This window comes from Methylopila jiangsuensis (assembly GCF_027922305.1).
In the GTDB taxonomy this organism is placed as follows: Bacteria; Pseudomonadota; Alphaproteobacteria; order Rhizobiales; family Methylopilaceae; genus Methylopila; species Methylopila jiangsuensis.
In genome coordinates this window covers 564,825-589,042 of sequence record NZ_BSFK01000016.1, presented here as the reverse complement: position 1 = coordinate 589,042, position 24,218 = coordinate 564,825, and the positions used below count along the sequence as shown (strand labels likewise).

At 70.2% G+C, this 24,218-nt stretch carries 23 protein-coding genes; 10 read left to right on the top strand and 13 right to left on the bottom strand.

The annotated features are described in order from the left end of the window. Positions 1-10 precede the first annotated feature (10 nt). Together PKE85_RS15625 and PKE85_RS15620 are read right to left on the bottom strand one after the other, a co-directional pair. Positions 11-799 carry a Crp/Fnr family transcriptional regulator gene (locus PKE85_RS15625; protein WP_428981366.1) on the bottom strand — a complete coding sequence of 263 codons (789 nt, stop codon included), beginning with the start codon at positions 797-799 and terminating at the stop codon, positions 11-13. Between the two features lie 97 nt (positions 800-896). Next, a complete protein-coding gene (locus PKE85_RS15620) occupies positions 897-3,503 on the bottom strand; it encodes an ATP-binding protein (RefSeq protein WP_271205689.1) in 2,607 nt (868 codons plus the stop codon). A gap of 219 nt (positions 3,504-3,722) precedes the next feature. On the opposite strand from PKE85_RS15620, the gene PKE85_RS15615 reads away from it, so the two are divergent. From PKE85_RS15615 to PKE85_RS15600, 4 genes are all read left to right on the top strand, one after another. Beyond that, positions 3,723-4,085, top strand: a complete 363-nt coding sequence (locus PKE85_RS15615) for a DUF971 domain-containing protein (RefSeq protein WP_271205688.1) — start codon at positions 3,723-3,725, stop codon at positions 4,083-4,085. A 34-nt stretch (positions 4,086-4,119) separates the two neighbouring features. Then, positions 4,120-5,865, top strand: coding sequence for a fumarate reductase/succinate dehydrogenase flavoprotein subunit (locus tag PKE85_RS15610; protein ID WP_271205687.1), 1,746 nt, complete (start codon positions 4,120-4,122; stop codon positions 5,863-5,865). 12 nt (positions 5,866-5,877) lie between these two features. Further along, positions 5,878-6,111, top strand: coding sequence for a 4Fe-4S dicluster domain-containing protein (locus PKE85_RS15605; protein ID WP_271205686.1), 234 nt, complete (start codon positions 5,878-5,880; stop codon positions 6,109-6,111). Positions 6,112-6,245: 134 nt separating this feature from the next. After that, complete coding sequence (locus PKE85_RS15600; protein ID WP_271205685.1) at positions 6,246-7,205, top strand: HEAT repeat domain-containing protein; 960 nt, start codon at positions 6,246-6,248, stop codon at positions 7,203-7,205. Positions 7,206-7,241: 36 nt separating this feature from the next. Here the strand turns inward: PKE85_RS15600 and PKE85_RS15595 are convergent, their stop codons facing one another. After that, entirely contained in the window at positions 7,242-7,880 is a 639-nt protein-coding gene (locus tag PKE85_RS15595) for an NrsF family protein (RefSeq protein WP_271205684.1), read from the bottom strand. Beyond that, entirely contained in the window at positions 7,877-8,428 is a 552-nt protein-coding gene (locus tag PKE85_RS15590) for a sigma-70 family RNA polymerase sigma factor (RefSeq protein WP_271205683.1), read from the bottom strand. Before PKE85_RS15590 ends, PKE85_RS15595 begins: the two co-directional genes overlap by 4 nt. 154 nt (positions 8,429-8,582) lie before the next feature. Between PKE85_RS15590 and PKE85_RS15585 the strand changes: the two genes are divergently transcribed. The 4 genes from PKE85_RS15585 (at position 8,583) to PKE85_RS15570 (ending at position 11,022) form a co-directional block, all read left to right on the top strand. After that, positions 8,583-8,858 carry a BufA1 family periplasmic bufferin-type metallophore gene (locus tag PKE85_RS15585; RefSeq protein WP_271205682.1) on the top strand — a complete coding sequence of 92 codons (276 nt, stop codon included), beginning with the start codon at positions 8,583-8,585 and terminating at the stop codon, positions 8,856-8,858. Between the two features lie 66 nt (positions 8,859-8,924). Next, positions 8,925-9,779, top strand: coding sequence for an MNIO family bufferin maturase (bufB, locus tag PKE85_RS15580; protein WP_271205681.1), 855 nt, complete (start codon positions 8,925-8,927; stop codon positions 9,777-9,779). Then, on the top strand, positions 9,776-10,567 hold the full coding sequence (locus PKE85_RS15575) for an HvfC/BufC N-terminal domain-containing protein (RefSeq protein ID WP_271205680.1): 792 nt from the start codon (positions 9,776-9,778) through the stop codon (positions 10,565-10,567). Before bufB ends, PKE85_RS15575 begins: the two co-directional genes overlap by 4 nt. Then, entirely contained in the window at positions 10,564-11,022 is a 459-nt protein-coding gene (locus PKE85_RS15570) for a DoxX family protein (RefSeq protein ID WP_271205679.1), read from the top strand. The genes PKE85_RS15575 and PKE85_RS15570 overlap by 4 nt, the downstream gene beginning before the upstream one ends. Before the next feature lie 4 nt (positions 11,023-11,026). Here PKE85_RS15570 and PKE85_RS15565 read toward each other — a convergent pair whose 3' ends face one another. The 8 genes from PKE85_RS15565 to cyoA form a co-directional block, all read right to left on the bottom strand. Then, complete coding sequence (locus tag PKE85_RS15565; protein WP_271206082.1) at positions 11,027-12,754, bottom strand: ABC transporter ATP-binding protein; 1,728 nt, start codon at positions 12,752-12,754, stop codon at positions 11,027-11,029. Positions 12,755-12,974: 220 nt separating this feature from the next. Continuing rightward, positions 12,975-13,523, bottom strand: coding sequence for a response regulator transcription factor (locus tag PKE85_RS15560; RefSeq protein ID WP_271205678.1), 549 nt, complete (start codon positions 13,521-13,523; stop codon positions 12,975-12,977). Continuing rightward, a complete protein-coding gene (locus PKE85_RS15555) occupies positions 13,501-14,838 on the bottom strand; it encodes an ATP-binding protein (protein WP_271205677.1) in 1,338 nt (445 codons plus the stop codon). Before PKE85_RS15555 ends, PKE85_RS15560 begins: the two co-directional genes overlap by 23 nt. Continuing rightward, entirely contained in the window at positions 14,835-15,593 is a 759-nt protein-coding gene (locus PKE85_RS15550; RefSeq protein ID WP_428981365.1) for an SURF1 family protein, read from the bottom strand. The genes PKE85_RS15555 and PKE85_RS15550 overlap by 4 nt, the downstream gene beginning before the upstream one ends. Before the next feature lie 23 nt (positions 15,594-15,616). Continuing rightward, the gene (cyoD, locus tag PKE85_RS15545; RefSeq protein ID WP_271205676.1) at positions 15,617-16,054 is read right to left on the bottom strand and encodes a cytochrome o ubiquinol oxidase subunit IV; all 438 of its coding nucleotides are present in this window, start codon (positions 16,052-16,054) and stop codon (positions 15,617-15,619) included. Continuing rightward, complete coding sequence (cyoC, locus tag PKE85_RS15540) at positions 16,054-16,671, bottom strand: cytochrome o ubiquinol oxidase subunit III (RefSeq protein WP_271205675.1); 618 nt, start codon at positions 16,669-16,671, stop codon at positions 16,054-16,056. Before cyoC ends, cyoD begins: the two co-directional genes overlap by 1 nt. 4 nt (positions 16,672-16,675) lie before the next feature. Further along, entirely contained in the window at positions 16,676-18,679 is a 2,004-nt protein-coding gene (cyoB, locus tag PKE85_RS15535) for a cytochrome o ubiquinol oxidase subunit I (RefSeq protein WP_271205674.1), read from the bottom strand. Positions 18,680-18,693: 14 nt separating this feature from the next. Further along, on the bottom strand, positions 18,694-19,785 hold the full coding sequence (gene cyoA, locus PKE85_RS15530; RefSeq protein WP_271206080.1) for a ubiquinol oxidase subunit II: 1,092 nt from the start codon (positions 19,783-19,785) through the stop codon (positions 18,694-18,696). A 350-nt stretch (positions 19,786-20,135) separates the two neighbouring features. On the opposite strand from cyoA, the gene PKE85_RS15525 reads away from it, so the two are divergent. Together PKE85_RS15525 and PKE85_RS15520 are read left to right on the top strand one after the other, a co-directional pair. Next, positions 20,136-21,467, top strand: coding sequence for an MFS transporter (locus tag PKE85_RS15525; protein WP_271205673.1), 1,332 nt, complete (start codon positions 20,136-20,138; stop codon positions 21,465-21,467). Positions 21,468-21,626: 159 nt separating this feature from the next. Further along, positions 21,627-22,046 carry a VOC family protein gene (locus PKE85_RS15520; protein ID WP_271205672.1) on the top strand — a complete coding sequence of 140 codons (420 nt, stop codon included), beginning with the start codon at positions 21,627-21,629 and terminating at the stop codon, positions 22,044-22,046. 37 nt (positions 22,047-22,083) lie between these two features. On the opposite strand, the gene PKE85_RS15515 is transcribed toward PKE85_RS15520, so the two are convergent. Continuing rightward, a complete protein-coding gene (locus PKE85_RS15515) occupies positions 22,084-24,216 on the bottom strand; it encodes a cation:proton antiporter domain-containing protein (protein WP_271205671.1) in 2,133 nt (710 codons plus the stop codon). Positions 24,217-24,218 lie beyond the last annotated feature (2 nt).

The following is a 24,218-nucleotide window of genomic DNA, read 5'->3' as shown; positions in this document are numbered from 1 at the left end:
CGCCCGCCTGTTAAGCGCCTTCGCTGCGGATCTGCGCCAGAACGTCCGGGCGAAGCAGCACGATCTGGGAGCGATGGCTGCGCACCACGCCCTGCTCCCCCAGCCGTTTCAGGCTGATGGTGATCCACTGCCGGGTGGCGCCCACCATGTGCGCCAGGTCCGCATGGGTGAAGGCGGCCGCAATGGCCACGCCCCCCTCCTCGTCCGGCACGCCGTAGAGATCGGCGAGGTGCAGCAGCAGATGGGCGAGCCGCTCGGTGATGGAGCGGGTGCCGAGCATCTGCGCCAGCGCCGAATAGCATTTGCCCTTGAAAGCCACGCCCTCGATCAGGCCGATGGCGAGCGAAGGGATCTGCCGGGCGAGGTCCTTCACCGCCCGGCCGGGCAGATGCAGCACCGAGCTGTTGCTGGCCGCCATGCCCGACCACACATGAACGCCGGCGCCGAACACCTCCGGCCCGCCCACGAAATTGCCCGGATACCAGTAGGCCAGCGTGATCTCGCGGCCCGACGCGGCGGCGTAGAACACCCGGATGCGGCCGGTCTCGATCAGATAGATGCCGTCATGGGCGGTCTCCTGCGCGAACAGTGTGGCGCCGCGATAGAGCACCTTGCGGGTTCCGCGGGCGTAGACCATGGCCTTCTCGGCCTCTGTCAGGTCCGCCAGCAGCGGCCGCATGCCGCGCCCGCCGGTCTCCGCGTCCGCCAGCAGCAGCGCGCCCGCCGCGTCCGCGTCCGGAACGCCGCCGTTCAGCCGGGGCGGCCAGGCGGAGGACGACGAAGAGGGTGATGACTGCATGCCGGCTTCCTCGCAACGGGCGCTGCGCTGCAACAAAGCATAGCATCATTCTAAAGTTCGTCACGGGAATGGCGCGTCACGCGGCGGTGATGCCCGTTCAGCGCAGGCCGCGCTCCGCCGCATCCAGGATGTCCCGCACCCGCGCCGCGAGGTCGGAGAAGGCGAAGGGCTTGGTGATCAGCTCCACCCCGCTGTCGAGCCGTCCGTGATGGACGATGGCGTTGCGGGCGTAGCCGGTGGTGAACAGCACCTTCAGCCGGGGCCTGAGCGTCCGGGCTTCGCGGGCGAGCTGCTCGCCGTTCATGCCGCCCGGCAGCACCACGTCCGAAAACAGCAGGGCGATCGGCTCGTCGGCGCGCCCGAGAACGGCGAGCGCCGAGGCGCCGTCCCGGGCCTCCAGCACGCGGTAGCCGAGATCGCGCAGCGCGCCGGCGGAATAGGCGCGCACGTCGTCGTCGTCCTCCACCACCAGGATGGTTTCGGCGCTCGATCCCACGGGCGCCGGCGTCGCGGACGGGACCGGATCGTCGCCCGGCGCGTCCGCGCCCGTGAAGCGCGGCAGGTAGACGCGCACCGTGGTGCCGTGGCCCGCCTCCGAATAAATCTTCACATGGCCGCCGGACTGCTTGACGAAGCCATAGACCATGGAGAGCCCGAGCCCGGTGCCCTTGCCCACCTCCTTGGTGGTGAAGAACGGCTCGAAGGCGCGCTCCACCGTGGCGCGGTCCATGCCGGCGCCGGTGTCGGACACGCTGAGCGCCACATACTGGCCCGGCCGGACCTCGGCGTGTTCGGCGGCGTAACGGCTGTCGAGATCCACATTGGCGGTCTCGATGGTGAGCTTGCCGCCGCCCGGCATGGCGTCGCGGGAGTTGACCGCGAGATTGATCAGCGCCGCCTCGAGCTGGTTCGGGTCGACCTCCACCCGCCACGCGTCGGCCCAGAGCGCCGTGGTGAGCTCCACCGTCTCGCCGAGCGTGCGCGACAGCATGTCGACCATGCCGGCCACCAGCCGGTTCGGGTCGGTCGGCTGGGGCGCCAGCGGCTGCCGCCTGGAAAAGGCCAGCAGGCGCTGGGTCAGCGTCGCGGCGCGCTGGGCGCCGGTCATGGCGTTGTCGGCGGCGCGGATCAGGCGGGGCGCCTCCGGCGGCAGGTTGCGCTTCAGGATGTCGAGATTGCCGACCACCACCTGCAGCAGGTTGTTGAAGTCGTGCGCCACGCCGCCGGTGAGCTGGCCGAGCGACTCCATCTTCTGGGCCTGGCGCAGCGCCTCCTCCGCCTGCTGACGCTCCGCCACCTCGGCGGCGACCCGCGCCTCCAGGGTCTCGTTCAGCTCCCGGAGCCGGGCCTCGGCCATCTTCAGGTCGTGGACGTCGGTGCAGGTGCCGTACCAGCGGGTGATCGCGCCGGCGGCGTCGCGCACGCATTGCGCCCGGCCCACCACCCAGCGGTATCCGCCGGAACGGTGCCGCAGCCGATACTCGATGTAGTACGGCTCTCCGGTCTCGAGGCTGTGACGCCAGCGCGTCCAGGCGCGCTCCTGGTCGTCCGGATGGAACATGCCGTTCCACGCCTCGCCGTCGGTCGACCCGTAGGGCACGCCGGTGAACTCGTACCAGCGGTCGTTGTAGTAGTCGTGGAAGCCGTCCGGCAGGGTGGACCAGATCATCTGGTCCACCGAATTGGCGATCGCCTCGTAGCGGGCCTCGCTTTCGCTCAGCCGGCGTTCGGCGCGGGCCTGCTCCACCGCGGCCCAGGTGCGTTCGGCGGCTTCGGCGACCATGCCGATCTCGGTCGCCTCCCACGATCGCGGGGCGCAGGAGTGCGCGAAGAACACCGCCCGGAGCCGCCCGGCCTTGACCAGCGGCGCGGCGACGAGCGCGCCCACGGAGATGGCGCGGAACGCCTCGCGCCCCTCCTCGGGCTCGTTGTCCACATCGGCGATGACGAGCGGCTCGCCGGACTTCAGCCGCACGTGCAGATCCGGGCCGAAGCGCGACAGGGCGTGCGCGCCGCCGAAGGCCGGCACCCCGTCGCGCGTCCAGACGCGCACGACCTCGAACGTCGCCTCGTCGTCGGAGAACTCCGCATAGCCCGCCCGGTCGGCGTTGAGCCGCTTGCCCACCGTTTCGGCGGCGGCCGCCTTGATCCGGGAGGGTTCGGACAGCATGCGCAGCCGGTCGCCGAGCTCGATGGCGAAGTTGAGCCGCCGCTCGGTCAGCACCCGTTCGGTGGTCTCGCTGACGATGCAGAGCACGCCGGCGACCGCGCCGTCCTCGTGGTGCAGCGCCTGGTAGGAGATGTCGAAATAGACCGTCTCCTCCCTGCCGAACCGCGCCAGCCGGAACGGCCGGTCCCTGGCCGAAATCGTCTGTCCCGTTTCGCGCACGGAGCGCAGCAGCGGCTCGAGATCGTCCCACAGCTCCGACCAGTTCTCCCGCGCCGGCCGGCCGAAGGCGCCGGGGTGCTTGGAGCCGATGCTGGGAGCGTAGGCGTCGTTGTAGAGCGCCACATAGTCCGGCCCCCAGAACATGACGATCTGCGCCTCAGCCGACATCAGAAGGTCGAGCGCCGCGCGCAGCGCCGGCGGCCAGTCCGCGGCCGGACCCAGCAGCGAATCGCCCCGCGCCGTCTCGCGCGCCAGCAGTTCGGCCGCGGTCTGCGGGAGGGGCGTGCGCGACCTGTGGTCGTCGGATGAGGGCATGGAAATGGCTGAACCCGCGGCGGAGCGATCGGTGCGGAACTAGGCGCGCGCCCGCAAAAGTCACGCGGACCCTCAGGTTTACCGGTTCCGGGCGAGGAAACAAGTTGCCCCGTCGGGCCCGGCTCCGCGGCGACGCGGCCCGGTGAGCAACTAATTGCTGTCCCCCGGACCTGTCTCCCGCGACTTTGAATTCATCCAAACGACACGGGAGACAGCGCGATGGACCATCCCCTCGCCGCTCTGGCCGCCCAGACGCCGCCGTTCGATCCGGCCGACACGCCGGACGAGGCGACGCTGCGCAAAGGCGGTCGCGAACTCGCCCTTACCTGGCGCGACGGCGGCTCCGGCGTCGTGGGCGCCGAGGCCATGCGGCTCGCCTGCCGCTGCGCCTGGTGCACGCGGGCCCGCGTCGAGGACCGTTTCCCGTCCGCCTTCGAGGCGGTGGCGGTGACCGGCGTCGAGCCGCTCGGCGGCTACGCGGTCCATCTGACCTTCTCCGACGGGCACGACCGGGGGATTTTCCCCTGGACCTATCTGCGCCGGCTGGCGACCGAGACCGCCGCCCCCGCCCGCGCGGCCTGACGCCGCCCTCCCCTCCGACAGCGAGATCCGGCCCATGAGCGGCAGCGACCCCAAGACCGAAATCATCGAAACCGACCTGCTCGTCATCGGCGGCGGCACCGGCGGCCCCATGGCCGCCATCAAGGCCAAGGAGGCGAACCCGAAGCTCCGCGTCCTCGTGATGGAGAAGGCCAACGTCAAGCGCTCCGGCGCCATCTCCATGGGCATGGACGGTCTGAACAACGCCGTCGTGCCGGGCTACGCCACGCCCGAGCAGTATGTGAAGGAGATCACCGTCGCCAACGACGGCATCGTCCACCAGAAGGCGGTGATGGCCTACGCCACCGGCTCCTTCCCCATGATCCAGTATCTCGACAAGCTCGGCGTGAAGTTCGAGAAGGACGGCTCCGGCGAGTACAACATGCGCAAGGTCCACCACATGGGGACCTACGTGCTGCCGATGCCGGAAGGGCACAACGTCAAGAAGGTGCTCTACCGCCAGCTCCGCCGCCTGCAGGTGGCGGTGACCAACCGCTACATGGCCACCCGGCTGCTGAAGGGTCCGGACGGCGCGATCGCCGGCGCGGTCGGCGTCAACACCCGCACCGGCGAGTTCCTGGTGGTGCGCGCCAAGGCCGTGGTGCTCGCCTGCGGCGCGGCCGGCCGCCTCGGCCTGCCGGCCTCAGGCTACATGTTCGGCACCTACGAGAACGCGGCCAACTGCGGCGACGGCTACGCCATGGCCTATCACGCCGGCGCCGAGCTCGCGAACCTCGAGTGCTACCAGATCAACCCGCTGATCAAGGACTACAACGGCCCGTCCTGCGCCTACGTCACCGGCCCGTTCGGCGGCTTCACGGCCAACAACAAGGGCGACCGCTTCATCGAGTGCGACTACTGGTCGGGCCAGATGATGCTGGAGTTCTGGCGCGAGCTGCAGTCGGGCAACGGCCCGGTCTACCTCAAGATGGACCACCTCGCCGAGGAGACCATCTCCGAGATCGAGACCATCCTGCACACCAACGAGCGCCCGTCCCGCGGCCGCTTCCACGAGCGCCGCGGCAACGACTACCGCAAGCGCCCCGTGGAGATGCACATCTCCGAGATCGGTTTCTGCTCGGGCCATTCGGCCTCGGGCGTGTGGGTCGACGAGACCGCCCGCACCACCATTCCCGGCCTCTACGCCGTCGGCGACATGGCGAGCGTGCCGCACAACTACATGCTGGGCGCCTTCGTGAACGGCGGCATCGCCGGAGCGGACGCCGCCGAATACTGCGCCGGCGTTGATCTGCCGGCTTACGACGAGGGCTTCCTCAAGGCCGAGCAGGAGCGCGTGCTGGCCCCGACCCGCCGCGGGGACGGGCTGACCCCGTTCGAGATGGAGTTCAAGACCCGCCGCCTGGTGAACGACTATCTGGAGCCGCCGAAGGTGACGGCCAAGATGGAGATCGCCCAGCGCCGCTTCGCGGAGATCCGCGACGACCTGTCCGAGCTGTGCGCCCGCGACCCGCATGAGCTGCTGCGCGCGCTCGAAATGCAGACCATCCTCGACTGCGCCGACATGGCGGCGGCCGCCTCGCTCTACCGCACGGAGAGCCGCTGGGGCTTCTACCACCTGCGCGTCGACCACCCCGAGACCGACAACGAGAACTGGTACTGCCACACCATGCTCTACAAGGACGAGCAGGGCCGCATGTCGCACCGCAAGCGCGAGATCGACCCCTACGTCGTCCCTGTCGAGGAAGAGGAGATGGCCGCCTACCACCAGCTCCGCGTCAAGACGCCCGTCGCGGCCGAGTGAGGACAGACGACCATGCCGATCATCACCCAGGCGAAAAGCGCCGCCGTCGTCGTGGACGAGGCCAAGTGCATCGCGGAGAAGGGCTGCACCGTCTGCGTCGACGTCTGCCCGCTCGACATCCTCGCGATCGATGAGGGCCGCAAGAAGGCTTACATGAAGTACGACGAGTGCTGGTACTGCATGCCCTGCGAGGCGGACTGCCCGACCGGCGCCGTCAAGGTCAACATCCCCTATCTGCTGCGCTGAACCTCCACGTCATGCCCGCCCACAGGCGGGCGTCCACGACTTGGCGGACGCCCGCCCGACGCCGAAATCGTGGACGCCCAACACAGGCCGGGCATGACGGCGGAGCGCTGCGCCGAACCTTTGGAGTTCGCACCATGCCCGTTTTCGACGCTTTCGACGACGATCTCTCGGACCTGAAGGAGCGCGCCGCCGACGCCGACGCCGGCGTCCGCCGGGTCGCCATGATGGAGCTCGCCGAGGAGGTGGGCCCCGAGGCCAAGGTGCTGCTGCTGAAGGGCCTCGGCGATCCGGACGCGCAGGTGCGCGCCGCCGCCGCCAAGGCCCTCGACGAGCATGACGGCCCGGACGTGGTGGAGGGGCTGGTGTCCTCGCTGGAGGACCCGGACGAGGCGGTGCGCCTCACCGCGGCGGAATCGCTCGCCGACAAGAAGGAGCCGGCCTGCGGGCCGCTGCTGATCGAGCGCGCGGAGCATTCCGATCCCTTCGTGCAGGCGGCCGCTCTCCGGGCGCTGCGGGAGATGACCCTGCCCGACGCCCTCGCCGCGGCGCTGAAGGCCCTGCGCAATCCCGCCCCGGAGGTCCGGCGCGAAGGTCTCGGCGTCATCGGCTGGCTGAAGGCCGAGGAGGCCATGCCGGCGCTGATCGCCACCGCCTCCGACGCCGACCCTTCCGTCCGCCGCGCCACCATGTCGGCGCTGGTGTTCGTGCGTCCGGGCGGCCCCGGCGCCTCGACGCTGGTGGCCGGGCTCGCCGATCCGCACTGGCAGGTGCGCGAGGAGGCCGCGGTCTCCTCCGCCAAGATCCGCCTGCCGGAAGCGACCATGGCGCTGATCGGCGCGCTGGACGACGAGGTGTGGCAGGTGCGGATCAAGGCCGCCAACGCGCTCGGCCGTCTGAAGGCCGAAAGCGCGGTGGAGAGGCTCGGCGGCCTGCTCGACAGCGAGATCCCGAACCTGCGCAAGGAGGCGGCCGCGGCGCTCGGCGAAATCTCGTCGCCGGCGGCGATCCCGGCGCTGGAGCGCGCCATGGACGACCCCGACCCGGACGTGCGCAAGCTGATCCGCTGGGCGCTCGGCCGCTGCCAGGCCGCCTGAACCGAACTTGCGCGGGCGCTGCGGCGCCCGCCTTCCTCACCACCTCAGAACGCGCGTCCCGATCGCGGCGCCCGCGCCGCCGACGCCCAGAATGGCGGCGACGTACCAGACCGCCAGGAACAGCGGCGAGTCGTCCGGGCAGTGCAGCGCGTAGAACGTCGCGCCGATCGCCCCCGCCAGCACCCCCGCCGCGAAGCCCAGACGGGCGGGCGAGGCCGGCGCCATCCGCCGGAGCGCCGTCAGCAGGATGGCGAGGGGCGCGGCCGAAAGCGCGGGCGTCATCACCAGACAGAACAGCGCGTTGTGGCCCACCAGCCGGGAGAGCCATTGCCCAGGCGCGGTCGTGACAAGCTCCGCCGCGACCGCGACCAGAAGCACGCCGCCCGCGACAAAGGCGGCGCGGATCGCCGCGGCGGAGGACGCGCCGGGGCGGCCGATCGCCACCGCCGCAAGGCCCGCCGCGCCTGCGATCAGCAGCGTCTCCGCGAACTTGAACAGAAAGCGCGCCGTGCCCGCCGCCTGCGCTACGTCGGGCCGGGGATGCAGCCAGAGGAAGAACGCGGCCGCCGCGGCCGCCGCGGACAAGACGAGGCCGGCCGCCAGCGCCGGACCCGGCCGGGCGGGCGGCGTTCCGGCGTCCGCCGCCAAAGCGGAGATGAGGTCCGAGGTCTTCATTCCCTGATGCTCCGGTAGGCCGCGGACAGCGCAGCGAGCCCCCGGTGCAGGGCGACACGCACCGCGCCTTCGCTGATGTTGAGCCGCCCCGCCACCGCCTTCACGTCCTCGCCCTCCACGGTCAACGCCTCCACCACCTGCCGCTGCCGGCCGCTGAGCACGGCCAGCAGCCGCGCGGCCTCGCGCGACGACAGCTCCTCCGCCGGCTCGGGAGCCGCCAGCGTGTCGGCGAAATCCTCGATCGGAGCCGTCACGCGGCGTCCGCGCCGCCGGAGCGCGTCCACCATCTTGTTGCGGGCGATGGCGGCGACCCAGGGCGCCACCGGCTGGTCGGGCGCCCAGGTGCCGCGCTTGAGGTGGATCGCCAGCAGCGTCTCCTGCAGCACGTCCTCAAGCTCCGCCGCCGCAAGGCCGAGGCCCGCCGCCCGCCGCCGCAGCACCGCCCGAAGGAAACCGGCGAGCTCGGACAGCAGCCGGCGATAGGCGGCTTCGTCGCCGCCGCCCGCCGCCTGCATCAGCTCGTTCCAGTCGTTCGTCCGTTCGATCACCGGCCGCCTCGATGGACCTTACGACCGCAGCCTGCGGCGCGTTACGTCCCCATCGCCGGATATCACGACTTCGTGAACGACGTAACGTCGGCCACGCCCGCGGCGAAACCCTCAACGCGGGCCGACACGGCCGCGCCGACCAAGGAGACCTCCCATGAACCGCAGCATCGCCGCCGCCGCCTTCGCCACCTCGCTCGTGGCCGCCTTCGCCGCCGCCGCCCAGGCCGACGACGCCATGAAGGGCAAGGAGAAGTGCTTCGGCGTCGCCCTGAAGGGCCAGAACGACTGCGCCGCCGGCCCGGGCACCACCTGCGCCGGCACCGCCAAGATGGATCACCAGGGCAACGCCTGGAAGGCCGTGCCGGCCGGCACCTGCGTGACCATGAAGACCCCGAAGGGCATGGGCTCGCTCACCCCAATCAAGTCCTGATCCGCCCGCGCCGCCCCGCGCATCCGCCGGGGCGGCGCCCGCCGTTCACGCCGCCATGAGCCGATCATGATCCGCACCACCCTGCCCGCGACCGCCGGCGTCGGCTTCAAGCCGGAGCATTTCGACGCCCTGCGCGCCGACCGCTTTCCCGGCTTTCTGGAGGTTCACGCCGAGAACTACATGGGCGCAGGCGGTCCGCCGCACGCCATGCTGACGGCGCTGCGCCGGGACCATGCGCTGTCCGTTCACGGCGTCGGCCTGTCGATCGGGGGAGCCGGCCCTCTGGACCGGGATCATCTCCAGCGGCTGCGCGTCCTCTGCGACCGCTATCAGCCGGAGAGCTTCTCCGAGCATCTGGCCTGGTCCACCCATGAGGGCGCGTTCCTGAACGACCTCCTGCCGCTGCCCTACACCGCCGAGACCCTCGCCCGGGTGGCCGAGCATGTGGACGAGACCCAGACCGCGCTTCAGCGGCGTCTGCTGCTGGAGAATCCGGCGACCTACGTCACCTTTGCGGAGAGCGACGTGCCCGAGACCGCGTTCCTCGCCGAGATCGCCCGGAGAACCGGCTGCGGCCTGCTGCTGGACGTGAACAACGTGTTCGTCTCCGCCACCAACCACGGCTGGTCCGCCGAGGCCTATCTGGCGGACTTCCCCGTCGCCCATGTGGGCGAGATTCATCTCGCGGGCCATGCGCAGGACGAGGACGACGCCGGCCGGCCGCTGCTGGTGGACGCCCATGGCGCGGCCGTCGCGAGCGAGGTCTGGGCGCTCTACGAGCGGCTTCTCGACCGGACCGGGCCGCTGCCGACGCTGATCGAATGGGACAACGACGTGCCCGAATGGCCGACCCTCGCCGCCGAGGCCCATCGGGCGCAACAGGCGCTCGACCGCGCCAGCCGGTCCCGGAGGGCGGCGTGAGCCCCGCAGGAGGCGTCGCGCGGGAGCGCGGCTTCGCCCACGCGCTGCTCGATGCTGCGGCCGCGACGCCTGAGGGCCTGATCGGCCGGGACGGCGCTGCGCCCGTCCGCCGCTTCGCCGTCTACCGCAACAACGTGACCGTCGGCCTGATCGATGCGCTGGCGACGCGCTTTCCCGTGGTCCGCGCCATCGTGGGCGAAGCCTGCTTCACGGGGCTGGCGCGGGGCTATGCGCGAGCGAACCCGCCGCGGTCGCCGCTGATGCATCTTTATGGCGCGTCGTTTCCCACGTTTCTCGCCGAAGCGGTCGGGCTGGAGGAACTGGACTACCTGCCCGACGTGTCGCGGCTGGAATCCGCCCGCGTCCACGCCTACCACGCCGCAGACGCCACGCCGCTGGACGTCTCCGCCTTCGCGGCGCTCGATCCCGGCGTTCTCGGTGATCTCCGCCTCAGCCTGCATCCCTCGCTGACGCTGGTCCGCTCGCACCATCCGGTCGCGACCATCTGGGCCATGAACGCGGGCGCGATCCCGCTTGAGCCGATCGGCGACTGGCGCGGCGAGGACGTCGCGGTCGTCCGGCCGCGGCTGGAGGTGGAGGTTCTGCCGCTGTCGCCGGGCGCCGCGACCTTCCTCGACGCCCTCGACCGGGGCGTCGCGTTCGCGGACGCCGCGGTCGAGGGCGTCGAGGCCACCGGCGGTCCTGTCCCCCACGACGCGCTTGTGGGCCTTGCGAGGCTCGTTCAGGCGGGCCTCGTGGTCGGGCTCACGCAGGGGGTGACGCCATGAGCGCCGCGAGGTCCGTCTCCCGCGCCCTGCTCGGCGCTTTCGCCTGGGCGGAAAGCTTCCCCTACGCGGCCCTCGGACTCTGCGCCCGGCTGTTCCCGGCGGCGGTGTTCTGGCGCTCGGGCCAGACCAAGGTGGAGGGCTTCGGCCTGTCCGACAGCGCGGCGTTCCTGTTTCAGGATGAGTACCGGCTGCCGCTGGTCGATCCCGCGACCGCGGCCACGGCGGCGGCTGTGGCGGAGCACCTGTTTCCCGCGCTGCTGGTCGTCGGTCTCGCCAGCCGGCTCTCGGCGCTCGCGCTGCTCGGCATGACCGCGGTGATCGAGATCTTCGTCTATCCCGACGCCTGGCCGGAGCACGGGCTGTGGGCGACGTGTTTCCTGCTGATCGTCACCCGCGGGCCGGGCGCGCTTTCGCTCGACGCCCTGATCCGCCGCCGCTGGGGCGACGGCGGCTGAGGCTTCAGCGCATGGCGTCGGCGAACTGGGCGTCGTGCAGGCGGCGGTAGACGCCGTCGCCCACCACCAGATCCTGATGCCGGCCCTGCTCCACCACGCCGGCGCGGTCCACCACCACGATGCGGTCGGCGTCGCGGATGGTGGTGAGCCGGTGGGCGATGACGAGCGTAGTGCGGCCCTTGGCCAGCTCCGACAGCGACTGCTGGATCGCCCGCTCGGTCTCGGCGTCGAGCGCGGAGGTGGCCTCGTCGAGGATCAGGATCGGCGGGTTCTTCAGGAACATGCGCGCGATGGCGAGGCGCTGCTTCTGGCCGCCGGAGAGCTTCACGCCGCGCTCGCCGATCACGGTGTCGAGGCCGTCGGGCAGGCGCTCGATCATCTCCTCGAGCCGCGCCCGGCGGGTCGCCTCGCGGATCTCCTCCTCGGCGGCGTCGAGGCGCCCGTAGGCCACGTTCTCGCGGATGGTGCCGGCGAACAGGAACACGTCCTGCTGCACCACGCCGATGCGGCTGCGCAGGCTCGACAGCGTCATGTCGCGCACGTCGATCCCGTCGATGGTCACGCGGCCGCCGCTGACCTCGTAGAACCGCGGCAGCAGAGAGCACAGCGTGGTCTTGCCCGCGCCCGAGGGACCGACGAAGGCCACGGTCTCTCCGGCGCGGATGGCGAGGTCGATGTTCGACAGCACCGGCGTCTTGCCCGCGGCGTAGCCGAAGCTGACGTTCTCGAACGCGATGTCGCCGCGCAGCGGGCCGGGATCGACGGCGCCGGGGCGGTCCACGATGTCTGGGCGTGTGTCCATGAACTCGCAGTAGCGGCGGAAGCCGGCGACGCCCTTCGGGTAGGTCTCGATCACCGAATTGATCTTCTCGAGCGGCCGGAAGAACGCGCCCAGCAGCAGCAGGAAGCCGATGAAGCCGCCATGGGTGAGCGACCCCTGGATGACGAAATAGCTGCCCGCCAGCATCACCACCACCTGGGTGAAGCGCATGCTGAGATAGCTGAGCGAGGTGCTGGCCGCGATGATGCGGTAGGCCTCGAGCTTGGTGGCGCGGTAGCCGTCGTTGTCGCGCTCGAACAGGCGGCGCTCGTGGTCCTCGTTGGCGAAGGCCTGCACCACCCGGATGCCGCCCACGTTCTCCTCGATGCGGGCGTTGAACGAGCCGACCCGGCCGTAAAGCTCCCGCCAGTTGCGCGTCATGCGTCCGCCGTAGCGGCCCGTGACCCAGGCCGTCACGGGGGCGACGACGATGGTGATCAGCGCAAGCTCCACATTCACCGCGAACATCAGCGCGAAGGCGCCGATCAGCGTCATCACCGCGATGAACAGGTCTTCCGGGCCGTGATGGGCGACCTCGCCGATCTCCTCCAGATCCTTGGTCAGGCGGCCGATGAGATGGCCGGTCTTCTGGTTGTCGAAATAGCCGAAGGACAGCTTCTGCAGGTGGTCGAAGGCCCGGCGGCGCATCTCGGTCTCGATGTTGATGCCGAGCTTGTGGCCCCAGTAGGTGACGATCACCATCAGGCCGGTGTTGGCGAGATAGATCGTGAACAGCGCGAGCGCCGCCAGCACCACCAGCGTCCAGTCCTGCCGGGGCAGCAGTTCGTCCACGAACAGCTTCACCGCCATGGGGAAGCCCAGCTCCAGCACGCCCGAAACCACCGCCGCCGAGAAGTCCAGCAGGAACAGGCCCCGGTGCGGCCGGTAATAGGCGAAGAAGCGCTTCAACAGATCCATGACGCCAAAGCCCTTGCGGCGGGACGGCTCCTGAACGGCCTCGCCCCGCGAACGTAATCGAACCACGACGCGCGCCCGAAGGCCGCGCGAGCGGATAAGGGCGCGCCCGTGATCCGGACCCGCCTTCCGCTTAGGAGAACGGCCGGAACGGGCCGTCCGCTCAAAAAATCAGGCCCCCGCGCCGGCCCGGCGACGGGTGAGCCGGATCGGCTTATCACTTGATCTGCTGCTTCTCCAGCTTGCGGGCCAGCGTGCGCCTGTGCATGCCGAGCCGCCGCGCGGTCTCGGAGATGTTGAAGCCGGTCTCGATCAGGGTCTCGTGGATGCGCTCCCACTCCAGCGTCTTGATGGAGGTGGCGCGCTCGGTCAGCGGGGCCGCGACGTCGCCCTCGGCGCGGGCGAAGGCGGCCTCGATGTCGTCGGTGTTGGAGGGCTTGGCGAGGTAGTGCCGGGCGCCGAGCTTGATCGCCTCCACGGCGGTGGCGATGCTGGCGAAGCCGGTCAGCACCACGATGTTGGTCTCCGGATCGTGGGCGTGCAGCGCCTGCACGCAGGCGAGGCCGGACGAGCCGTTGGCGAGCTTGAGGTCCACCACCGCGAAGGCCGGCGAGCGCGTCTTCAACAGATCCTGCAGCTCCTCGAGGCTCGCGGCCCGGAGCGCCTCGTAGCCCCGGCGCTCGAACGAGCGCGCGAGCGTCTGCGAGAACTTTGGATCGTCCTCGACGATCACCAGCAGGCGGTCAGCCGTCGTCTCCGTCTCCATGCGCCTTCCCGATCGCGAGCGCCGCGAGCGGCAGCGTCAGCGTGACGACGGCGCCGCCTCCCGGCCGGTTGCCGGCGGTCACCGCGCCGCCGAGCTTGCGCACGACGTTTACCACCAGAAACAGCCCCAGTCCTCTCCCCGGCTTGCCCTTGCTGGAATTGTAGGGTTTGCCGAACTCCGCGAGCGTCGCCTCGGTGAAGCCGGGGCCGTCGTCGTGCACGGTGAGGACCAGGTCGCCGCCCTCGCGCTCCACCGAAACCCCCACCCAGCGGGGCGAGGCGTCCACGGCGTTGTCGATCACCGCGCTCAGCACCTGCTTCAGGGCGGGGTCCGCCACGATCGGCAGGTCGTCGCCGAAACTGTCCTCGTAATCGATCCGGCCCACGGCGCGAGCCTCGCGCCGGTCGTCGACGATGTCGCCGAAGAAGGCGCCGACGGAGGTGACCGTCGGCGCCTCGCCCCGCGCTTCGCCGGCGGACAGCAGGATGCCGGTGACGATGGCCTTGCAGCGCCGCACCTCGGCCCGCATGTCGTCGAGCTCGCCCGCGAGCGCCGGATCGTCGGCGAAGGTCGGCATGCGCCGCCAGTCGGTGAGGATCACGTCCAGCGTCGCGAGCGGCGTGCCGAGCTCATGGGCGGCGCCGGAGGCGAGCAGGCCCATGCGGACGATGTGGTCCTCCTCCGCCGCCTGCTGCCGCAGCTCCGCCAGCCGCACGTCCCGCTGGCTCAGGTTGCGCGCGATCCGGGCGACGAAGGTGGCGAGCAGCGCCGCCACCATGGCGAAACAGGCGAACATGCCGTCGATGTGCAGCGCGAACAGATCGTGGCCGTGCTGGGACGGCAGGTTCAGCGGCTCGTAGAACCGCGTCAGCACCCCGAAGGCGAGCACGGCGAACACGACGATCCCCACCGCGAAGCCGGCCGGCAGCAGCACGACGCCGAGAGTCACCTGCAGCAGGAACAGGAAGGCGAAGGGGTTGGTGGCGCCGCCGCTCAGGTGGAGCTGGACCGCGAGGCCGAACATGTCGAGCGCCAGCGCCACGAACAGCTCCGCCTCGGTCACCGGCGCGAGGCTCTGCAGCCGGAGCAGCGTCAGCACGTTGAGCGCCAGCAGCCCGGCCAGCGTCAGCCCCATGTGGGCGAGCGGCAGCTCGACCCCGAAGCCCAGATGCACGCCGGCGATGGTGGCGATCTGTCCGCCGACCGCGATCCAGCGCAGCTGGATCAGCAGCAGCATGTTCTTGCGGGCGGTGGTGACGTCGGGCGCGGCGCGGTCCAGCAGCGTCAGCGCCCGTCCCAGCCGCCCCATGCTCATGCGTCGCGCGCTCCCGACCGGCCGCGCAGGATGACGATGGCGGCGCCCGCCAGCGTCATCGCCGCCAGCCCGAACCAGGTCAAGGCGTAGACCAGATGGTCGTTGCGGAAGGCGACCACGGTCAGCCCCGCCTTCGGCCAGCCGGCCCGGTCCGGGCCGGCTTCCGCGTCGACGAAATAGGGCGCGGGCCGCGTCAGCCCGCGGGCGGCGGCGATGGCGGCCACGTCGCGGGAACGCCACAGGTCCGCCGCAGGATCGTTCGCGCGCAGGAAGCCGCCATGGGGCTCGCTCAGCCGCATCAGGCCGACCACTTCGGTCTCGCCCTCGGGCGCGGCCGCGCCGCGCGAGGCCGGATCGCGCCGCTCGGAGGTGACGAAGCCGCGGTTGACCAGCACGTCGAAGCCCTCGTGCGTGCGGAGCGGCGTCAGCGTCCAGTAGCCGGCGCCATAGGCGGTGGTCGCCTGGGTGAAGGTCTCGCGCGCATGGTCGAAGCGGCCGACGAGCCGCACCCGGCGGTATTCGTCGGAGGCGGAGAGCTCCGCCCAGCGGTCGGGGCCGGGGGCCGCGACCGGCGCCGCGTGGATGCGGGCCTCGACCCGGGCGATCAGATCAAGCTTCCAGGCCCGGCGTTCCACCTGCCAGACCCCGAGCGCCACGAAGCCGGAGAACAGCGCCAGCGTCAGCGCGCCCAGAGCCGCATGAAAAAAGGGAGAGCGGCGCCGCCGCTCTCCCTTCGCGCTCTCGTCGGAACTCACGCCGGATCGAGGCCCGTCCGCGGTCACCGCGGCTCGGGCGTCTCCGCCGGCCGCATGCCTTCCATGTTCTGCATGTCGTGGGCGCCGCCGGGCATCATGTTGGTGTTCAGGTGGTGCATGACCCAGAACGAGCCCGCCAGCGTGATCACCACCAGCACCGCGGTGAAGATCATGGCCAGCATGTTCCAGCCGCCCTCCGACTTGGAGTTCATGTGCAGGAAGTAGACCATGTGCACCACGATCTGCACCGCGGCGAACACCAGCAGCACCACGGCGGCGGTGGAGGTGGAGCGGAACACGTCCCCCATCACGATCCAGAACGGGATCGCCGTCAGGATGATCGAGAGGAAGAAGCCGGTCAGGTAGCCGCCGAGGGTGGCGTGGCCCGCCCCGCTCTGGCCATGCCCGTGGTCGTCGTGCCCGTGCGCCCCGTGGGCGTTCTCGGCGTGGGTTCCGGCCATCACAGCGTCCCCATCAGATAGACGAAGGTGAAGACGCCGATCCAGACGACGTCGAGGAAGTGCCAGAACATGCTGAGGCACATCAGGCGGCGGCGGTTCTCGAGGATCAGGCCGCGCTGGCCCACCTGCACCATCAGCGTGATCAGCCAGACGCAGCCGAAGAACACGTGCAGGCCGTGGGTGCCGACCAGCGCGAAGAACGACGACAGGAAGGCCGAGCGCTGGGGCGTCGCGCCCTCGTGGATCAGGTGCCAGAACTCATAGAGCTCCAGCCCCAGGAAGCACGCGCCGAACACGCCGGTGACGCCGAGCCAGAACAGCGTGGTGCCCTTGCGGTTCTTCTCCATCTCCAGCATCGCCAGACCGTAGGTGATGGAGGAGAGCAGCAGGAAGGCCGTGTTGATGGCGACCAGCTTCAGGTCGAACAGGTCCGCGCCCGAGGGACCGGCGGCGTAGTTGCGCCCGAGCACGCCGTAGCAGGCGAACAGGACCGCGAAGATGAGGCAGTCGCTCATCAGGTAGGTCCAGAACCCCAGCAGGGTGCCGTTCTCCGGGTGGTGCTCCTCCCGGAGATAGAAGGTCTTGTCGTCGATCGCGGCGGACGCGTGCGCGCTCATGCTGTCAGACTCCCGCGGCGAGGTAGCGCGACCGCTCGGCTTCCGTCTCGGTGACGGTCGCGGCCGGGATGTGGAAGTCGCGGTCGTAGTTGAAGGTGTGCGTGATCGCGGTGACCACCAGCGCCAGGAAGCTCGCGCCCGCCAGCCACCAGATGTGCCAGATCAGGGCGAAGCCGCAGACGGTGCTGATGCCGGCCAGAACGATGCCCGCCCAGGTGTTCTTGGGCATGTGGATCGGCAGGAAGCCGCCCGCGGGCCGCACGTAGCCGCGCTTCTTCATGTCGTGCCAGGCGTCGAGATCGTGCACCACCGGCGTGAAGGCGAAGTTGTAGTCCGGCGGAGGCGAGGAGGTGGACCACTCCAGCGTGCGGCCGTTCCACGGATCGCCGGTCACGTCCTTGAGCGTCTCGCGCTTGATGAAGCTGACGACGATCTGCAGCAGGAACGAGCCGATGCCCACCGCGATCAGGACCGCGCCGAGCGCGGCGATCACGAACCAGATCTGCAGCGACGGGTCGTCGAACTTGGACATGCGGCGGGTCACGCCCATCAGGCCGAGCACGTAGACCGGCATGAAGGCCATGTAGAAGCCGATGGTCCAGGACCAGAACGAAACCTTGCCCCAGAACGGATCGAGCCTGAAGCCCGTGACCTTCGGGAACCAGTAGGCGATGCCGGCGAACAGGCCGAACAGCACGCCGCCGATGATCACATTGTGGAAGTGGGCGATCAGGAACAGCGAGTTGTGCAGCACGAAGTCGGCCGGGGGCACGGCGAGCAGGACGCCGGTCATGCCGCCGATGACGAAGGTCACCATGAAGGAGACCGTCCACAGCATGGGCAGCTCGAACTTGATCCGGCCGCGGTACATGGTGAACAGCCAGTTGAAGATTTTCGCGCCGGTCGGGATCGAGATGATCATGGTCGTGATCCCGAAGAACGAGTTCACGGACGCGCCCGACCCCATGGTGAAGAAGTGGTGCAGCCACACCAGGTAGGACAGGATGGTGATGACCACCGTGGCGTAGACCATGGAGGCGTAGCCGAACAGGCGCTTGCCGCAGAAGGTCGCGACCACCTCCGAGAAGATGCCGAAGGCCGGCAGGATCAGGATGTAAACCTCCGGGTGGCCCCAGATCCAGATCAGGTTCACGTACATCATGGCGCTGCCGCCGAAGTCGTTCGTGAAGAACGCGGTTCCGACGTAGCGGTCGAGCGACAGCAGCGCGAGCGCGGCGGTCAGCACCGGGAAGGAGGCGACGATGAGCACGTTCGAGCACAGCGCCGTCCAGGTGAACACCGGCATGCGCATCATCGACATGCCGGGCGCGCGCATCTTCACGATGGTCACGATCAGGTTCACGCCCGAGAGCAGCGTGCCCACGCCCGCGATCTGCAGCGCCCAGATGTAATAGTCCACGCCGACGCCCGGCGAATAGGCGATGCCCGACAGCGGCGGATAGGCCAGCCAGCCGGTGGCCGCGAACTCGCCGACGAACAGCGAGGCCATCACCAGCGCCGCGCCGGAGGCGGTCATCCAGAAGCTGAAGTTGTTGAGGAACGGGAACGCCACGTCGCGCGCGCCGATCTGCAGCGGCACGAGGTAGTTCATGAAGCCCGTGACCAGCGGCATCGCCACGAAGAAGATCATGATCACGCCGTGGGCGGTGAAGATCTGGTCGTAGTGGTGCGGCGGCAGGTAGCCCTCGGAGCCGCCGAAGGCCATGGCCTGCTGCAGGCGCATCATCAGCGCGTCGGCGAAGCCGCGCAGCAGCATGACGAGCCCGAGGATCACGTACATGATCCCGATCTTCTTGTGGTCGATGGAGGTCAGCCACTCCCGCCACAGGTAGCCCCAGAGGCGGAAATAGGTGAGCGCGCCAAGGACGGCGACGCCCCCGAGAACGACCGCCGCGAAGGTGACGACCAGAATCGGCTCGTGCAGCGGCAGCGCGTTCAGCGAAAGGCGCCCGAACAGGACGCTCTCTTCAACCGGGCTCGGTGTCATCTCGGCCTACTCTGTCATTCCGAAAGGGCGGCGGACGCCGCGGCGTCGGCCGCGGCGGTCTGGAGCGGGGCGACGCGGACGGCGTCGGCGCGCCGCTCGTAAGCGGGCTTCGGGGCCGCGCGCTCGACGGTCAGGCCGTCGCGCGGGGCCTCGGGGGTGCAGGCGGCGGCGACGAAGCGCTTCGGCGGGGCGTGATGGCCGCCCCGGGAGCGCGGCGCGTCGTACTGCAGCGCGAAGACGTTGCGGATGCCCTCCTTGCCGAGGCCGCCCTGGGCGTCGATGCGCATCATGTCCTTCATGCACATCTTGGCCGTGTCGACGCACATGTTGAGGATGGCGTCGTAGAGCCCGCCGTCCACCGAGGCGAACAGCTTCACCGGCTCGCGCACGCTCGGCTTCTCGAGCGCCGTGTAGGTCGCCCGGTCGAGCGTCGCGCCGGAGGCCTTGGCCTTCGCGACCCAGGCTCCGAACTCCTCCTCCGACACGCCGTGGAACTTGAAGCGCATGTCGGAGAAGCCGGCGCCGCTGTAGTTGGCGGAGAAGCCGTCATAGACGCCGGCCGTGTTGATGACCGCGTGCAGCTTCGTCTCCATGCCGGCCATGGCGTAGATCTGCCCCGCCAGCGCCGGGATGAAGAACGAGTTCATCACCGTGGAGGAGGTGATCTGGAAGTTGATCGGCCGGTCCACCGGCGCCGCCAGCTCGTTGACGGTCGCGACGCCGAGCTCCGGGTAGATGAACAGCCACTTCCAGTCGAGCGCCACCGCCTGCACCTGCAGCGGCTTCACGCCTTCCGGCAGCGGCCGCCCTTCGGCGACGCGCGACAGCGGGCGGTACGGGTCCAGCAGGTGGGTGCTGCTCCACGTCACCGCGCCGAGCGCGATGATGATGACCAGCGGCGCCGCCCAGATCACCACCTCGAGCTGGGTCGAGTGGTGCCAGTCGGGGTCGTAGGTCGCCTCCTTGTTCGACTCGCGGTAGCGCCAGGCGAACAGAAGGGTCAGGGCGATGACGGGAACGATGATCAGCAGCATCAGGACCGTGGAGATCACGATCAGATCGCGCTGCTGGGCGGCGATGTCGCCGGAGGGAGACATCACGACCATCTCGCAGCCTGCGAGAAGCAGGACCAGCGGAAGGATGGCGAAACGGCGGAGAAGAGTGCTCAAGGGCCGGCTGTCCGTGTTGGCGGAGCGGGGCAGGTTCAGGGTGCGTTACGCCCCCACCGCCGGCTTCGACATTGGACGCTTTGTCCTATCGGCGCATGACGGCCGTCCGCATAGAGACAATGACGCCTCAGCCTGCGGACGTCTCCGTCCGGACCCATGCGTTTTGGACATCGCCGTTCCGAATTCATGCGTCTTTTGGCGTTGAGGACTGCGGTTCGCCGCGCCATCTTGCCTGTCCGGGATATGTCCCGCGGCGGGCGCGCCCGCACAAAGCAGCGTTGGGATCGATGAGCCAAGACCACGCCCTGTCCTCGACCGCCGAACTGGAACGCCACGCCCGTCAGAGCACCCAGGGCGACCATCACACGGTCACGCCGGGCGAGATCGCCCTCGCCGTCGTCATCGGCCGCACGTCGGAGTTCTTCGACTTCTTCGTCTACGGCATAGCCTCGGTGGTGGTGTTCCCGGCGCTGCTGTTCCCCGAGACCGACCGGCTGACCGCGACGCTGTACTCGTTCGCGATCTTCTCGCTCGCCTTCGTGGCGCGGCCGATCGGCTCCTTCATCTTCATGAACGTGGGCCGCCTGTACGGCCGCGGCGTGAAGCTCACCATCGCGCTGTTCCTGCTGGGCGGCTCCACCGCCTCCATCGCCTTCCTGCCGAGCCACGCCCAGATCGGCGTGGGCGCGGTGTGGCTGCTGGCGGCCGCGCGCATCGGCCAGGGCCTGGCGCTCGCCGGCGCCTGGGACGGACTGGCCTCGCTGCTGTCGCTGAACGCGCCCGCCGGCCGGCGCGGCTGGTTCGCCATGATGCCGCAGCTCGGCGCGCCGCTCGGCTTCCTGCTGGCGGCCGGCCTGTTCGTGTTCTTCCTCAACACGCTGTCGCCCGAGGACTTCCTGTCCTGGGGCTGGCGCTACCCGTTCTTCGTGGCCTTCGCGGTCAACGTGGTGGCGCTGTTCGCCCGCCTGCGCCTGGTGCTGAGCGAGGCCTACAGCCAGCTGCTCGCCACCCGCGAGCTTGAGCCCGCGCCGGTGTTCGGCCTGTTCATGGAGGAAGGCCGCAACGTGCTGATCGGCGCCTTCGCGCCGCTGGCGAGCTTCGCGCTGTTCCACCTCGTCACCATCTTCCCGCTGTCCTGGGCGACCCTGCTCACCGACGGCGACGCGCTGCAGTTCCTGCTGATCGAGATGATCGGCGCCGTGGTCGGCGTGGTCGGCATCGTGGCCTCGGGCCTGATCGCCGACCGCATCGGCCGCCGCACCCTGCTCGGCGTCTGCGCCTCGCTGATCGCGGTGTTCTCGATCGCGACTCCCTTCCTGCTGGACGGCGGCGTGCCCGGCCAGACCGCCTTCATCCTGATCGGCTTCGCCCTGCTCGGCCTCACCTTCGGCCAGTCCTCGGGCGCGCTGACCTCCAACTTCTCCAGCCGCTACCGCTACACCGGCGCGGCCTTCACCGCCGATTTCGCCTGGCTGATCGGCGCCGCCTTCGCGCCGCTGGTGGCGCTCGGCCTGTCGGCCCAGTTCGGCCCGGCGCTGGTCGGCGCCTACCTGCTCTCCGGCGCGGTGTGCTCGCTGGCCTCGCTCGCCATCAACCGCCAGCTGGTGGTCAACGACTGATCGTCCCGCTCCGGACGGCGGCCTGGAACGCCCGCGCCTCGCGCGGGCGTTCGTCGTTTGGGACCATGGTCGCAAGGCGTGCGCTCGGCCTCGCCCTTGTCCGACGTCGCGCGTCCCACAGGTGACCTCCCAGAGGGAGCGCACCCTGAGGAGACGCCCATGTCGATCCGTCCCTATCTGTTCTTCGACGGCCGCTGCGAGGAGGCGATCCTGTTCTACGAACAGGCCGCCGGCGCCGAGCGCCTGACGCTGATGCGCTACGACGAGGCGCCCGACCCGGTTCCGCCGGAGATGCTGCCCGCGATCGGCGGCCGGGCCGTGCTGCATGCCGCGATTCGCATCCGCGGCGCGGAGCTGCTGATGTCCGACGGCGGCGGCTGCGGCGCTCCGCTCAGGGGCCATGAGGGTTTCAGCCTGTCCCTCGCCGCGACGGACGCCGGCGACGCGCGGCGGCTGTTCGACGCGCTTTCCGACGGCGGCGAGGTCCAGACGCCGCTCGGGCCGACCTTCTTCTCGCCGGCCTTCGGCATGCTGAAAGACCGCTTCGGAGTGCCGTGGATGGTGCTCGTCCCCGGCTGAACGCCCCGCCTGTCCAGCGCGGAGCCGGCGGCGTCCGTCAGCCCTTGGCGGGCTCCGGGCTTGCCGGCGCGGCGGCGGGCTCAGGCGTCCCGGGTCCGGCGGCGGACGGCGGCGCCTCCGCCGGCGCCGGCGCATCGTCGCCCTTCGCCGCCTCTTCGGCCGCCGGACGCTCCACGGCTGGCTCAGGCGTCGCTTCGACCTCGGCGGAGGAGGCTTCGGCCGCCGCGACCAGAGGCGTCTCCGGCCGTTCGGTCGGCATGTCGCCCGCCAGATGGTCGCCGATCCCGAGCGAGCGGGTCATGCCGCGGGCGATCTCGCGCTCGCCCATGATGACCTGGTTCGCGCCGAGCTTGGTGAAGTGCTCGATCTCCGCCTGGGCGTGGGCGCGGGCCACGATGGCGAGCGTCGAATTGAGCTTGCGGGCCTTCTCGATCACCTGCCCCGCCTCGAACGCGTTGGGAATGGCGACCACCAGCGTCGCGGCGCGGTCGAGGCCCGCGAGCGCCAGCACGTCGGAGGACGCGGCGTTGCCGGCGATGACCTCCACGCCCATGTCCTTCAGCGCGGCGATGGCCTTTTCCGTGTCCTCGATCACGAGGAACGGCGTTTCGGTGGCGCGCAGCCGCTCGCCCACCAGCGCGCCGACCCGGCCGTAGCCGACCAGGACCACATGGCCGGACAGCTCCGTCGGGGTGGCGGTCACGTCGTCGTCCGAAATCTCGACCGCCTCGTCCGCCTGCGGCTCCTCCGGCGCGGCCTCCGCAGCGACGGCCGCGGGAGCAGGCTCCGCCACCGGCGCGGGCGCCGCTTCCGCCGGCTTCGCCACGTCCGGCGCGGCCGGCGCCGCGGCCACGGGCTCGGCCGCATCCCTGGCGGCGGGCTTCGCCGCAGCGGCGGCCGCCGGCTTGGGCGCGGCGCGGCCGATGCGGCCCTCCAGCCGCGGCTTCAACCGGTCCATCAGCATGAACATGATCGGGTTGAACACGATCGACATCAGCGCGCCGGCCAGGATCAGGTCGCGCCCTTCCTCCGGCAGCAGCTTCAGGCCGACGCCGAGCTCCGCCAGGATGAAGGAGAACTCGCCGATCTGGGCGAGGCTCGCCGAGATGGTGAGCGCGGTGCCGGTGGTGCGCTTGAAGGCGATGACGATCAGGAAGGCCGCGATGGACTTGCCCACCACGATGATGGCGAAGGTGGCGAGCACCGGCAGCGGATCGCGCACCAGGATCCCCGGGTCGAACAGCATGCCCACGGAGACGAAGAACAGCACCGAGAAGGCGTCGCGCAGCGGCAGGCTCTCCTGCGCCGCGCTGTGGCTGAGTTCGCTCTCGGACAGGATCATGCCGGCGAAGAAGGCGCCGAGCGCCAGCGACACGCCGAACAGCTTGGCCGCTCCAAAGGCGACGCCCAGCGCGATGGCCAGCACGCCGAGCCGGAACAGCTCGCGCGAGCCGGTGTGGGCGATGCGGTGCAGCACCCAGGGGATGACGCGCCGGCCCACGATCAGCATCAGCGCCACGAAGGCCGCGACCTTGGCGAGCGTCAGCCCGATCACGCCCCAGATGTTGAGCTCGATCCCGAAGCCGCGGGCGAGCAGCGCCGCGAACGGATCGCCATAGACCGCGGCGGCGGCGCCGTCGCCGCTCGCGATGCTGGACACCGCCGGGATCAGCACCAGCGCCAGCACCATCGCCAGGTCCTCGACGATGAGCCAGCCGACCGCGATGCGGCCGCGTTCGCTCTCCACGAGGCGGCGCTCCTGCAGCGCCTTCAGCAGCACCACGGTGGAGGCGACCGAGAGCGCGAGGCCGAAAACCAGTCCTCCGCCATGGGACCAGCCGAGGCCCATGGCGAGGCCCCAGCCGAGCAGCGTGGCGAAGGCCATCTGCGCCACCGCGCCCGGCACCGCCACGCCGCGCACCGACAGCAGGTCCTTCAGCGAGAAGTGCAGACCCACGCCGAACATCAGCAGGATGACGCCGATCTCCGCCAGCTCCGGCGCGAGCTTCTGGTCCGCCACGTAGCCCGGCGTGTGCGGACCGACGAGCACGCCGGCCAGCAGGTAACCCACGAGCGGCGGGAGCTTGAACCGGTTGGCGACGGCGCCGAGGACGAATGCAAGCACGAAACCCGCGACGATCGTGGAAATCAGCGGCGTCTCATGCGGCATGC